This window comes from Maricaulis sp., assembly GCF_030149235.1.
Taxonomy (GTDB): Bacteria; Pseudomonadota; Alphaproteobacteria; order Caulobacterales; family Maricaulaceae; genus Maricaulis.
Window position 1 is genome coordinate 1 of sequence record NZ_JASBRW010000009.1, and the last position, 12,227, is coordinate 12,227.

General features: G+C 61.5%; 12 protein-coding genes and 1 tRNA gene. 11 read left to right on the forward strand and 2 right to left on the reverse strand.

The genetic code is table 11. The annotated features are described in order from the left end of the window. Nucleotides 1-19 precede the first annotated feature (19 nt). Nucleotides 20-96: transfer RNA gene (locus Q1V51_RS01595), tRNA-Asp, on the forward strand. Nucleotides 97-135: 39 nt separating this feature from the next. Here the strand turns inward: Q1V51_RS01595 and Q1V51_RS01600 are convergent. Continuing rightward, on the reverse strand, nucleotides 136-1,923 hold the full coding sequence (locus Q1V51_RS01600) for an ATP-binding protein (protein WP_300552026.1): 1,788 nt from the start codon (nucleotides 1,921-1,923) through the stop codon (nucleotides 136-138). A 128-nt stretch (nucleotides 1,924-2,051) separates the two neighbouring features. Next, complete coding sequence (locus tag Q1V51_RS01605; RefSeq protein WP_300552028.1) at nucleotides 2,052-3,593, reverse strand: AbgT family transporter; 1,542 nt, start codon at nucleotides 3,591-3,593, stop codon at nucleotides 2,052-2,054. A 136-nt stretch (nucleotides 3,594-3,729) separates the two neighbouring features. Between Q1V51_RS01605 and Q1V51_RS01610 the strand changes: the two genes are divergently transcribed. The 10 genes from Q1V51_RS01610 to Q1V51_RS01655 form a co-directional block, all read left to right on the forward strand. Continuing rightward, complete coding sequence (locus Q1V51_RS01610) at nucleotides 3,730-4,185, forward strand: hypothetical protein (protein WP_300552030.1); 456 nt, start codon at nucleotides 3,730-3,732, stop codon at nucleotides 4,183-4,185. A gap of 240 nt (nucleotides 4,186-4,425) precedes the next feature. Then, nucleotides 4,426-4,794: an NADH-quinone oxidoreductase subunit A gene (locus tag Q1V51_RS01615; protein ID WP_300552032.1), complete on the forward strand. Its 369-nt coding sequence runs from the start codon at nucleotides 4,426-4,428 to the stop codon at nucleotides 4,792-4,794. A 36-nt stretch (nucleotides 4,795-4,830) separates the two neighbouring features. Continuing rightward, nucleotides 4,831-5,367, forward strand: a complete 537-nt coding sequence (locus tag Q1V51_RS01620) for an NADH-quinone oxidoreductase subunit B (protein WP_300552033.1) — start codon at nucleotides 4,831-4,833, stop codon at nucleotides 5,365-5,367. Between the two features lie 11 nt (nucleotides 5,368-5,378). After that, nucleotides 5,379-5,981, forward strand: coding sequence for an NADH-quinone oxidoreductase subunit C (locus Q1V51_RS01625; RefSeq protein ID WP_300552034.1), 603 nt, complete (start codon nucleotides 5,379-5,381; stop codon nucleotides 5,979-5,981). A 3-nt stretch (nucleotides 5,982-5,984) separates the two neighbouring features. Then, a complete protein-coding gene (locus Q1V51_RS01630; protein ID WP_300552036.1) occupies nucleotides 5,985-7,190 on the forward strand; it encodes an NADH-quinone oxidoreductase subunit D in 1,206 nt (401 codons plus the stop codon). After that, the gene (nuoE, locus tag Q1V51_RS01635) at nucleotides 7,187-7,852 is read left to right on the forward strand and encodes an NADH-quinone oxidoreductase subunit NuoE (RefSeq protein WP_300552038.1); all 666 of its coding nucleotides are present in this window, start codon (nucleotides 7,187-7,189) and stop codon (nucleotides 7,850-7,852) included. The genes Q1V51_RS01630 and nuoE overlap by 4 nt, the downstream gene beginning before the upstream one ends. Then, nucleotides 7,853-9,166, forward strand: coding sequence for an NADH-quinone oxidoreductase subunit NuoF (gene nuoF / locus Q1V51_RS01640; protein WP_300552039.1), 1,314 nt, complete (start codon nucleotides 7,853-7,855; stop codon nucleotides 9,164-9,166). A gap of 9 nt (nucleotides 9,167-9,175) precedes the next feature. After that, nucleotides 9,176-9,391 (forward strand): hypothetical protein, encoded by a 216-nt coding sequence (locus tag Q1V51_RS01645; protein WP_300552041.1) that lies wholly within the window; start codon nucleotides 9,176-9,178, stop codon nucleotides 9,389-9,391. 2 nt (nucleotides 9,392-9,393) lie between these two features. Then, nucleotides 9,394-11,487, forward strand: a complete 2,094-nt coding sequence (gene nuoG, locus Q1V51_RS01650; protein WP_300552043.1) for an NADH-quinone oxidoreductase subunit NuoG — start codon at nucleotides 9,394-9,396, stop codon at nucleotides 11,485-11,487. A 6-nt stretch (nucleotides 11,488-11,493) separates the two neighbouring features. Further along, nucleotides 11,494-12,227, forward strand: a 734-nt coding sequence (locus tag Q1V51_RS01655) for an NADH-quinone oxidoreductase subunit H (RefSeq protein ID WP_300552045.1), incomplete at its 3' end; no start/stop codon positions are given.

Here is a 12,227-nt window from a genome sequence, read left to right on the forward strand (position 1 = left end):
CGCTTCGGCGAGCACCATTGCGGGTGTAGCTCAGTTGGTTAGAGCGCCGGCCTGTCACGCCGGAGGTCGCGGGTTCGAGTCCCGTCACTCGCGCCACTTTTTTCCAGACAATCTGTTGAACTTGAAAGTGGTGCGTCAGGCCTGCCGGCGCAGGCTCTGTGGGATTTGAAACGCACGTTCGCCTGCGAGCAGGCCTTTGGAGACCTCCAGCAATTCATCTTGCTTGACCGGCTTGGCCAGCACGGCATTGAACCCGGCCGCCTCATACTCCGCGATCTGGTGTTCCATGACATTGGCCGTGTGAGCGATAACCGGTGCCGGAAGCCGGCCCGCGTCCTGCTCCATGGCGCGGATCCGGCGAGTGGCTTCAACGCCATCCATCAGCGGCATGCGGATATCCATGAAGACGATATCAAAGGCGCGGGCGGTGCAGGCATCGACGGCCTCAGAGCCGTTCTCCGCGAAGGCGACCTGACCCTCAAGCGGACGCAGCAGGGCACCCAGCACCATACGATTGGTCATATTGTCGTCGACGATCAGGATCGCTGGCCCACCCGTGTCATTGCTGGGCGCAGCAGATTCGGCGGAGGCCGCCGGCTTGGCCGGCGCGGCAGCGACCCGTGGCGCGGGCAATTCGATGCGGAAGCGGGTGCCGCGACCGGTTTCACTGGCAACATCCAGCGTGCCTTCCATCAATTCGACCAGGCGCGAGACGATCGCCAGGCCTAGCCCGGTACCGCCGTATTCTCGCGACGTACTGCGTTCAGCCTGCACGAAGGGATCAAAGACGCTGGCGAGTTGGTCTCGGCTCATACCGCGGCCGGTATCGGAAACCGTCAGGACGATGCGATCGGGATCATCGGCCTTGGTGCCGATCTCGAGCTGCACGGAGCCGGTCTCGGTAAACTTCACCGCGTTGGACAGCAGGTTGTGCAGAATCTGGCTGATACGGTGCGGGTCGCCGGTCCGGCGTGCCGTGGGTGACATGGGGGCCAGGAAATTGACCGTGAACTCCAGACCGCGCTCGCTCGCCTTGAGCGAATGGGTGCGGCGAAGACTGGTGATCATTTCAGACGGATCGAACTCGACCGGGTCGATTGCCAGCTCGCGGGCCTCGATCTTGGACAGGTCGAGAATGTCGTTGAGCGTGGCCAGCAGCAATGTGCCACTGTCCTTGATCGTCTGGACATATTTGCGCTGATCTGCGTCGAGCCCACTCTCGGAAAGCACCTCCGCCATCCCGAGCACACCATTCATCGGCGTGCGGATCTCATGGCTCATATTGGCCAGAAATTCGGTCTTTGCGGCATTGGCGTCATCGGCCATGGCTTTTTGCCGGCGAATGCTCTCAACCGAGGCAATCATCTCATTGCGGTAAACCCCGGCGCTGACGAAGACGAAGATCGCCGAAGAGCAGAGAGCCGCCATGACGGTCGTGAAATCGACGCTCGCCAGCTGTGCGGTCAGCTCGGCCGGTAAGAGGGCGTAACAATAGGTATAGGTGCCGATCGCGGCCGCCAGGGCAGCTGCCCCACCACGCCAGCCGAGCACCAGTGTGATGGTCATGACCGCTGGGATCAGCAACAGGTTGGACGGGCTCAGCAGCTGTGAATTCATCACCGAGAGGGCGATGATGAGCCCGATAACGGTGTATCCCACGATCAGGGCGCGGGTCTTGAACCCTACATAGCCATTGATCAAGAGCGGCGCGCCGAGGCAGACCAGCGAGATCGCGAAGCTGTTTCCGATTAGGAGCGGAAACTCTTCAAAATACTCGATATTCATGATCGAGATAGCGGTGCCCGCCAGGCCTGCGAGCAGACAGAACGCGGTCAGGGCGCGCTCGGAGGCCACTCGCAAGCGCGCGTTGTCGTCACGAGCCGGCCAATATCGACGCCGGAGTTCCGCCAGACCATTCTTCATCACAATACTCCCCACCGGCGGGAATATAGGACGAAAAAGGTTACGAAATAGGTTTATGCGTAAGTATGGCTGGCGAACCGGGCGGACGAGCGGAAATTCCGCTCGTCCGCAACCGGCGCGCAACAGCGCTATTGTGCCGGGGTCAGACCGGTCGCGTCATAGCTGACCGGGGCGAGGCCCGGGCCGAGCGGCAGGTCGGCCAGGACGAACACGCCCAGCACGCCCAGCGACACCACGAGGATGGCCACCGAGTAAGGCAGCATGGTCGCGATCAGGCTGCCGAGACCAAACTCCGGCACGTAACGACGAGCGAAAACCAGGATCAGCGGCATATAGGGCAGCAGCGGGGTGATGATGTTGGTGGCCCCATCGCCCACACGATAGGCCGCGGTGGTGGCGTCCGGACCGATGCCCAGCAGCATCAGCATGGGCACCGCAACCGGAGCCAGCATGGCCCATTTGGCCGAGGCGCTGCCGACGAACAGGTTCAGGACGGCTGTCAGCATGACCATGGCGACAAGCAGCAGTGGCGCGGGCAGACCGGAGGCCTGCAGGGCGGCAGCCCCATTGATGGCCAGGATCGTGCCGAGATTGGACCAGGCAAACAGGGCCAGGAACATCGCCATGACGAAAGCGAGGACGATGTAGACGCCCATATCGCTCATCGCGCCGGAGGCCATCGCCACCGCGTCCTTGTCCGACTTGATGGTGCCGGCGGCGATACCGAAGGCGAGGCCCATGAGCAGGAAGGCGATCATCGAGATGGCGACGATCGAATTGTAGAATGGCGCCAGATCACCGTTTTCATCGCGCAGGATGGCGTCGGCGGGCATGGTCATCGAGACGACCCAGGCGATCAGGGCAATCATGACGACACCGGCGGCGATCAGGCCGCGCCTTTCTGCGGCTGTCAGATCGGTCGTCGGAGCATCCTCGTCTTCGCCATTTTCGCCCTTGAGGCCTTTCCACTCGCCCAGGCGCGGCTCGATGATGGCCTGTGTGACCCAGGTGCCGGCGATAACGACGGCCGGGGTCAGCGCGAAGATAAAGTAGTAGTTCGACAGAATGTTCAGCTGCCAGTCCGGATCGATGAACTGCGCGGCCTGGACGGTGATGCCCAGCAGCAAGGGCTCAAGCGGTCCGGGGAAGAGGTTGGCCGAGAAACCGGCGGAGACACCGGCGAAGGTCGCGGCAATACCGGCGATCGGGTGGCGGCCGACCGAGGCGAAGACAATGCCGCCCAGCGGGATCAGGACCACATAGCCTGCATCAACGGCGAGATTGCCCATGACGCCGGCGAATACGAGGGTCGCGGTGAGCAGCGTGTTGGGAACCCATCCGACCAGGGCGCGCAGGCCGGCGCCGAACAGGCCGGTGCGTTCCGCTACGCCGGCACCGATCATCACCACCAGAACCAGTCCGAGGGGCGGGAAGTTGACGAAAATGGACGTGAACTCGGTCAGAAGCCGGCGGATATTGTCGCCGGAGAGCAGGGATTGGGCGGCGATTGTTTCACCGGTGACCGGGTGGGTTGATTCCAGACCTCCGCCTGCGGCGAGCACTGAAATCGTGACGACCGCGGTGATCAGGATGACGAAGATTGTCACCGGATCGGGCAGGCGGTTGCCGGCGCGCTCGACGAAATTGAGGATACCATTACCAATATTCACGTCTCTCTCCCCTGTGACGTTTCGGCGATAAATGAGCAGGGATGGCCGAAATAGGCAATGGTCGAGCCCTGCAGGGGGACCGCAGGGCACATATTCCCACTGCTCCTTCATGCCCTCGCAGCGCAGTTTGCGCGCCATGCAAATCCTTCTTCGCCTTGTGCGCTATCAAATCTGGGCACTGTGCGCGACCTGGCCGCCCTTGCTGCTCTGTCTGTTGGCGCTCGGTCTTGCCTGGCTTGGCGCTTCGGCCCTGCCGGCCGGATCCGTTCTGCTGGCGACGGGAGCGGCCATTCTGGTGTTTGATGCTGCGGCACGCCTGCGACAGGCCGAGATGATCCGGGCGGAAATCCTGTGTATCGGCGGCCTGCAGGGTTCAGCGTTGAAGGTTTTCCGCCAAGCGCGCGCATCATGGTGTTCACGCCGGGCCGCATTGGCGGCCGCTAGCGCTGCCGGGCAGGGGAGAACCGCGCGGGAGCTCGTCGAGAAGTGGGGTTACAGGCCCTGGCATGTTTTCCCGGATCACGCGTTTAGTGCCCGTTCGCCATTTTTGCGTGCCGGGTTTTGGAAATCGGTTCTTGGACTGCGTCAGTAGACGGCCAGAACTGGGCCCTAATTGCGAGCCGCTCGCAACTGGAATTCCTTATACAGGCTTTACGATTGAGAACTGAGCTCGGGCGGTCTTTAGCCCTTGCTCGAACGCGCGCTGCGCACTAGCTTCCGCGCCAAATCAGGCAGGGGGCCCGGCCGGCGATTCCGATTCGTATTCCCAGCGAAACTCGCCAGAAGCTGCTCCTGCCCGACAAGACGGACCGAACACGGGCGAGGCCTTGCCATGGAAACGCTGCTTCTCGACTACCTGCCGATTCTCATCTTCTTCGGCATTGCCGCCGCTCTCGGCGTCATCTTCATGCTGGCCGCGTTTGTGGTCGCTCCGTCCAAACCGGATCCGGAAAAAGTCTCGACCTATGAGTGCGGCTTCAACGCGTTTGATGACGCCCGCATGAAGTTCGATGTCCGTTTCTACCTTGTCGCAATCCTGTTCATCATCTTCGACCTGGAAGTGGCCTTCCTGTTCCCGTGGGCGGTCAGCCTGCGTGACAGCCTCGGCCCGTTCGAATTCTGGTCCATGATGATGTTCCTCGGCGTCCTGACCATCGGCTTTATTTACGAGCTGAAAAAAGGCGCGCTGGACTGGGAGTAAGAAGTCCTGGCCTCTGATCACACGACCCCTGCTGGAATGGCTGGCCGCGCTGCGGTTCCCCATTACGACCCGAAGAAGCATGACCCGTTTTTCGACGGCGTCAGCGATGCGCTGGCGGACAAGGGCTTCGTTGTCGCTGCTGCCGATGACCTGGTGACCTGGGCCCGGACCGGTTCGCTGATGTGGATGACCTTTGGTCTCGCGTGCTGCGCTGTCGAGATGATGCAGGCCTCCATGCCGCGTTACGACGTCGAGCGCTTTGGTTTCGCTCCGCGCGCTTCCCCGCGTCAGTCCGACGTCATGATCGTGGCCGGCACCCTGACCAACAAGATGGCCCCGGCTCTGCGCAAGGTCTACGACCAGATGCCTGAGCCGCGCTATGTCATCTCCATGGGGTCTTGTGCCAATGGGGGCGGGTATTATCACTACTCGTATTCCGTCGTGCGCGGTTGTGACCGCATTGTTCCGGTCGACGTCTATGTCCCGGGCTGCCCGCCGACCGCTGAAGCGCTCGTGTACGGTATTCTGCAGCTGCAGAAGAAGATCCGTCGCGAAGGCTCGATCGAGCGCTAGGAGAGGATGAGATGAGCGAAGCCCTTCAATCCCTCGGCGAACACATCGCAGGCCAGCAGGAAAGCGCCGTCAAATCCTGGTCGGTCGAGCATGGCGAGCTGACCGTCGAGATCCATGACGACCGCATTGTCGACATGCTGCGCTTCCTGCGCGATGACGCGGCCTGCCGTTTTACCTCGCTGATCGACATTTGCGGTGTCGACTACCCGCAGCGCGCCGAGCGTTTCGAGGTCGTCTACCACCTGCTGTCGATGCAGCAGAACCACCGCATCCGGATCAAGCTGTCCGTCGATGAGGACACGGCTGTCCCGTCGGTGATCGAGCTTTTCCCGGTCGCCAACTGGTTCGAGCGTGAAGCCTTTGACATGTATGGCATCGCCTTCTCCGGTCACCCGGACCTGCGTCGCCTACTGACCGATTACGGTTTTGAAGGCCATCCGCTGCGCAAGGACTTCCCGCTCACCGGCTTCATGGAAGTGCGCTGGGATGACGAGGAAAAGCGCGTCGTCTACGAGCCGGTCGAACTGGTTCAGGAATACCGCGATTTCGACTTCATGAGCCCGTGGGAAGGCGCCAAATACGTCATCCCGGGTGATGAGAAGGCGGAGGGCTAAGGCATGGCTGATATCGAAACCACCGAAGAATCCCCGCGCAATTTCACCATCAATTTCGGTCCGCAGCACCCGGCGGCGCACGGTGTTCTGCGCCTCGTTCTGGAGCTGGATGGCGAGGTCGTCGAGCGCGTTGATCCGCATATCGGCCTTCTGCACCGCGGCACCGAGAAACTTCTCGAGCACAAGACCTATCTCCAGGGCATCGGTTATTTCGACCGTCTCGACTACGTAGCGCCGATGAACCAGGAGCACGCCTTCTGCATGGCGGCTGAACGCCTGGCCGGTATCACTGTGCCCAAGCGCGGCCAGTATGTGCGCGTGCTCTACTCCGAGATCGGACGTATCCTGTCTCACCTTCTCAATGTCACGACCCAGGCCATGGATGTCGGCGCGCTGACACCGCCGCTCTGGGGCTTCGAGGAACGCGAGAAGCTGATGGTCTTCTATGAGCGCGCTTCCGGTTCGCGCATGCACGCCCACTATTTCCGCCCGGGCGGTGTGCACCAGGACCTGCCGCCGGAGCTGATCCAGGATATCCGCGCCTGGTGTGACAGCTTCCCCGCCGCGCTCAACGATATCGATGATCTCCTGACCGAGAACCGCATCTTCAAACAGCGCAATGCCGATATCGGTGTTGTCTCCAAGGAAGAAGCGCTCGAGTGGGGCTTCTCCGGCGTCATGGTTCGCGGTTCCGGCATGGCTTGGGATCTGCGCCGCTCGCAGCCTTACGAGGTTTATGACGAGCTGGAATTCAACATCCCGCTCGGCAAGAACGGCGACTGCTATGACCGCTATCTCTGCCGCATGGAAGAGATGCGCGAGAGCGTGAAGATCATGATCCAGTGCTGTGACTGGCTGATGAAGCCGGAAAACCAGGGTGAGGTTCTGGCCACTGACAGTAAATTCTCCCCGCCGCGCCGCGCCGAGATGAAGCAGTCGATGGAAGCGCTGATCCAGCACTTCAAGCTCTATACCGAAGGTGTCCACGTCGATGCCGGCGAGGTCTATGCCGCCGTTGAAGCGCCCAAGGGCGAGTTCGGCGTCTATCTCGTGGCCGACGGATCCAACAAGCCCTACCGCGTGAAAATCCGCGCGCCGGGCTTTGCCCACCTTGCGGCCATGGATCACCTCAATCGCGGTCACATGCTGGCCGACGTATCCGCCATTCTGGGTTCACTCGACATCGTCTTCGGGGAGATCGACCGATGAGCGTTCGCCGTCTCGCGAAAGAACAGCCGGAAAGCTTTGCCTTCAACAAGAAGAGCGAAGATGAGATCAAGTTCTGGCTGGGCAAATACCCCGATGACAAGAAGGCCTCGGCCGTCATCCCGATGCTCTGGATCGCCCAGAAGCAGGAAGGCTGGGTCTCCGAGCCGGCCATTCGCGACATCGCGGATCGCCTGTCCATGCCCTATATCCGCGTCTTCGAAGTCGCGACCTTTTACACCATGTTCAACCTGGCCCCGGTCGGCGAGAATCTGGTTCAGGTCTGCGGCACGACGCCGTGCATGCTGCGTGGGTCCGAAGATCTGATGTCGGTGTGCAAGAAGCGCATCGGCAAGCAGCACGAGGTGTCCGAAGACGGCAAGTTCACCTGGGTCGAGGTGGAGTGCATGGGCGCCTGCGCCAATGCGCCGATGATCCAGCTCGCCAACAAGGATGGCGATCATTACATCGAAGATCTCGATGCAGAGAAGTTCGAGAAACTCCTTGACGACCTCGCTGCCGGCAAAAAGGTCGAATACGGCCCGCAATCCGAGCGCAATGCATCTGAACCCCACGGCACCAAGGTCCTCTCCGACCCGTCTCTCTATGACGGTTCGCGCGCGAAGAAGATCAAGCTGCCGAATACCGAAAAGGCGGAGGGCTAAATGGTCGAGCTTCTCCAGGATAAAGACCGGATTTTCACCAATCTGTTCGGGCATCACAGCCCGGGTCTGGAATCTGCCCAGCAACGCGGTGCCTGGAATGGCACCAAGGACATGCTGGACATGGGCCGGGACTGGATCATCGATCAGATGAAGGCTTCGGGCCTGCGCGGACGTGGCGGCGCTGGTTTCCCGACCGGTCTGAAATGGTCCTTCATGCCCAAGGAAGTGGGCGCGCGTCCGCATTATCTCGTCGTCAATGCCGACGAGTCCGAGCCGGGCACGTGTAAGGACCGCGAGATCATGCGTCATGATCCGCACCTCCTGATCGAAGGCTGCCTGATCGCCTCCTTCGCCATGCAGGCGCATGCTTGCTACATCTATCTGCGCGGTGAGTATGTCACTGAACGCCTGGCGATGGAGAAGGCCGTCAAGGAGGCCTATGAGGCCAAGCTGATCGGAGAGAAGAACGTCCATGGCTGGCCGTTCCATGTCTATATCCATCACGGTGCCGGCGCCTATATCTGCGGCGAGGAAACGGCCCTGCTGGAAAGCCTGGAAGGCAAGAAGGGCCAACCGCGCCTGAAGCCGCCATTCCCGGCCAATGCCGGCCTCTATGGCTGCCCGACGACCGTCAATAACGTCGAATCCATTGCTGTGGCTGGCACGATCCTGCGCCGCGGCGCCGACTGGTTCTCCAGCTTCGGCCGTGAGCGCAATGTCGGCACCAAGATCTTCTCGATCTCCGGCCATGTGAACAATCCCTGTAACGTCGAAGAAGTCATGTCGATCCCGATGCGTACGCTCATCGAGACGCATGCCGGCGGCGTTCGTGGCGGTTGGGACAATGTCAAAGCCGTGATCCCGGGCGGATCCTCGGTTTCTCTGCTGCCGAAAGACATTTGCGACGACGTGCTGATGGATTTCGATGCGCTCTCTGCGCACAAATCCGGCCTTGGCACGGCTGCCGTCATCGTCATGGACAAGTCCACTGACGTGGTGACGGCGATCGCGCGGATTTCCTACTTCTACCGCCATGAGAGCTGCGGCCAGTGTACGCCGTGCCGTGAAGGTACGGGCTGGATGTGGCGCGTCCTGACCCGCATGGCCGCGGGCGAATCGACGATCGAAGAGATCGACATGCTGCTGGAGGTTGCCGGTCAGGTCGAAGGTCACACGATCTGCGCCCTGGGTGACGCGGCCGCCTGGCCGGTCCAGGGCCTGATCCGTCATTTCCGCTCTGAGATTGAAGAGCGCATCAACAATTATCGCGAAGGCAAGCCGGTCTTTGTGAGCCAGGCCGTAGCAGCGGAGTAGGGGGAGGATATGGGCGCTGACGCATCATCTCTGACGATCCTGGCCCTGCTGTTCTGGATTGCCGTGTTCGGGTTTCCGGTTTGGCGGATCCTGTCTCGTCTGGGGTTTTCGGGATTTTGGGCCATTTTGGCGTTTGTCCCGCTCGTAAATTTGATCGCCCTCTGGGTGCTCGCGCTCAACAAATGGCCTGTTGAGACCGCGATGGATACCGGGAAGCTGGATTAGTCATGAGCGAAGATCTCCGCAAAATTATTGTCGACGGCGAGGAAATCGAGGTTCCGAATTCCTACACGCTGCTGCAGGCTGCCGAGGAAGCAGGCCGGGAAATCCCGCGCTTTTGCTATCACGAGCGCCTCTCGGTCGCCGGTAACTGCCGTATGTGCCTGGTCGAGCTGGTCGGGGCGCCGAAACCGGCGGCCTCTTGCGCGATGCAGGTACGCGATATGCGCGGCGGGCCGAATGGCGAGCCGCCGGCGATGAATACGCTGTCGCCCATGGTCAAGAAGGCCCGCGAAGGGGTGATGGAGTTCCTGCTCATCAACCACCCGCTGGATTGCCCGATCTGTGACCAGGGTGGCGAATGTGACCTGCAGGACCAGGCCCTGGCCTATGGCCGCACCGGCTCGCGCTTCCCGGAAAACAAGCGCGCGGTCGAAGACAAGGAAATGGGCCCGATCATCAAGACGGAGATGACGCGCTGCATCCAGTGCACGCGCTGCGTCCGCTTCGTTACCGAGGTCGCCGGTGTGCCGGAGATCGGCATGATCGGTCGCGGCGAAGACGCCGAGATCACGACTTATCTCGAGAACGCGGTCACGTCGGAACTGTCCGGCAATGTCATCGACCTGTGCCCGGTCGGCGCGCTGACCTCCAAGCCCTACGCTTTCAAGGCGCGTCCCTGGGAGCTCTCCAAAACCGAGACCATCGATGTGATGGATGCGGTTGGCTCCAATATCCGCGTCGACAATCGCGGCACGGCTGTGCTGCGCATCCTGCCGCGCACGCATGAAGGCGTGAACGAGGAGTGGATTTCCGACAAGACGCGTTATGCCTGGGAAGGCCTCGGCAAGCAGCGTCTCGATCGTCCTTACGTGCGCGAAAACGGCAAGCTGCGCCCGGCCGACTGGTCGGAAGCCCTGTCCGTGGCCGCCGAGAAGCTGGGTGGCGACGCCTCCAAAATCGGCGTCATTGCCGGTGATCTGAGCTCGGTTGAAGAGCTCAAGGCGGTCAAGGACCTCGCCGATGCGCTCGGTATTGCCTCGATCGATTGCCGTCAGGACGGTGCCAAGATCGGTGACGGTGCGCGCGAGAGCTATCTCTTCAACACCACGATTGCCGGCATTGAGGAGGCAGATGCCATCCTCATCGTCGGTGCCGACCCGCGCACCGAAGCGGCGATCATCAATGCCCGCATCCGCAAGACCTGGCTCAATAATGACACCCAGGTCGCCGTCATCGGCGAAGCGGTCGACCTGTCCTACGAGTACGAGCATCTCGGGACGTCGGCAGCCGATCTGGCCGGTCTCAAGCGCAAGCGCTCCGGCTTCATCAAGACGCTGAAAGACGCCGAGCGCCCGATGATCATCCTCGGCTCCGGCGCGCTGACCCGCGAGGATGGCGCAGCCATTCTCAATGCGGCCGGTGATCTAGCCGACAGCATTGGCGCGGTCAAGGACGGCTGGAACGGCTTCAACGTGCTGCACACGGCAGCCTCCCGCGTCGGCGGTCTCGATCTCGGCTTCATTCCGCGCGAGGGCGGTCACGATGTGGCGGCCATGCAGTCCAACGCCATGGACACGGTCGTTCTGCTCGGTGCTGACGAGCTCGACATGTCCAGCTTCGGCGATGCCTTCGTCATCTATGTCGGCAGCCATGGCGATAACGGTGCGCACCGTGCCGATCTCATCCTGCCGGGCGCAGCCTGGACCGAACAGGATGGCATTTTCGTCAATACCGAGGGCCGGGTTCAGCTGGCTTATCGCTCCGTCTTCCCGAAAGGCGAGGCGAAAGAGAACTGGGCGATCTTCCGGGCCCTGTCCGAGCGTCTCGGCAAGACCCTGCCGTACGACAATCTCGAGCAATTGCGCATGAAGCTGTTCGAGGACCATCCGGTTCTTGCCGGCATCGATCATGCGCCGGGTGCCGAGACGGTGGCTGATTTCGACGCCAAGTCGATCGGCGCGGCCGGCGATATCGCTGACGAGGCGTTCAAGCCGGCTGTCAGCAACTTCTATTTCACCAACCCGATCGCGCGGGCTTCGGAAACGTTGGCGGCTTGTTCCGCCCTCAAGACCGAGCCGGCCAAGGTCGCAGCGGAGTAGGGCGCAATGACGGATTTCGTTGCACAATTTGGCGTCTGGGGCGGTTTCGGCATGGCCGTGCTGCAAATCCTGGGCTTCATGATCGTCCTGCTCCTGTCGCTGGCTTTCCTGCTGCTGATGGACCGGAAAGTCTGGGCGGCGGTGCAGATGCGCAAAGGCCCGAACGTGGTCGGCGCGTTCGGCCTGTTGCAGTCCTTCGCGGATTTCCTGAAATTCGTGTTCAAGGAGATCGTCGTTCCGGCCGGTGCTGACCGCACACTCTACCTCCTGGCGCCGTTGATCACGCTGATCCTCGCCTTTGTGACCTGGGCCGTCGTGCCGGTCGCACCGGGCTGGGTCATTGCGGATATCAATGTCGGTATTCTCTACCTCTTCGCCATGTCCTCGCTGGGTGTTTACGGCATTATCATTGGCGGTTGGGCCTCGAACTCGAAATACCCCTTCCTGGGTGCGCTGCGTTCGGCCGCGCAGATGGTTTCCTACGAGGTCTCGATCGGCTTCATCATCGTCACCGTGCTCCTGTTTGCCGGCTCGATGAGCCTGACGACGATCGTCGAGCAGCAGGCCGGTGGCTTCTGGAACTGGAACCTCCTGGCCGGGCACACTTTCCCGGTACCGATGTTCCTGGTGATGATCCCGATGGCGGTGATCTTCTTCATCTCCGCCCTGGCCGAGACCAACCGTCCGCCGTTCGACCTGCCGGAAGCTGAATCCGAGCTCGTGGCCGGTTACCAGGTCGA

Coding starts and splice junctions, on each gene's coding strand:
- Q1V51_RS01625 (WP_300552034.1), top strand. CDS start 5,379: ATGAGCGAAGCCCTTCAATCCCTCGGCGAACACATCGCAGGCCAGCAG.
- Q1V51_RS01610 (WP_300552030.1), top strand. CDS start 3,730: ATGCAAATCCTTCTTCGCCTTGTGCGCTATCAAATCTGGGCACTGTGC.
- Q1V51_RS01645 (WP_300552041.1), top strand. CDS start 9,176: ATGGGCGCTGACGCATCATCTCTGACGATCCTGGCCCTGCTGTTCTGG.
- Q1V51_RS01630 (WP_300552036.1), top strand. CDS start 5,985: ATGGCTGATATCGAAACCACCGAAGAATCCCCGCGCAATTTCACCATC.
- nuoG (WP_300552043.1), top strand. CDS start 9,394: ATGAGCGAAGATCTCCGCAAAATTATTGTCGACGGCGAGGAAATCGAG.
- Q1V51_RS01615 (WP_300552032.1), top strand. CDS start 4,426: ATGGAAACGCTGCTTCTCGACTACCTGCCGATTCTCATCTTCTTCGGC.
- nuoF (WP_300552039.1), top strand. CDS start 7,853: ATGGTCGAGCTTCTCCAGGATAAAGACCGGATTTTCACCAATCTGTTC.
- nuoE (WP_300552038.1), top strand. CDS start 7,187: ATGAGCGTTCGCCGTCTCGCGAAAGAACAGCCGGAAAGCTTTGCCTTC.
- Q1V51_RS01600 (WP_300552026.1), bottom strand. CDS start 1,923: ATGAAGAATGGTCTGGCGGAACTCCGGCGTCGATATTGGCCGGCTCGT.
- Q1V51_RS01620 (WP_300552033.1), top strand. CDS start 4,831: ATGGCTGGCCGCGCTGCGGTTCCCCATTACGACCCGAAGAAGCATGAC.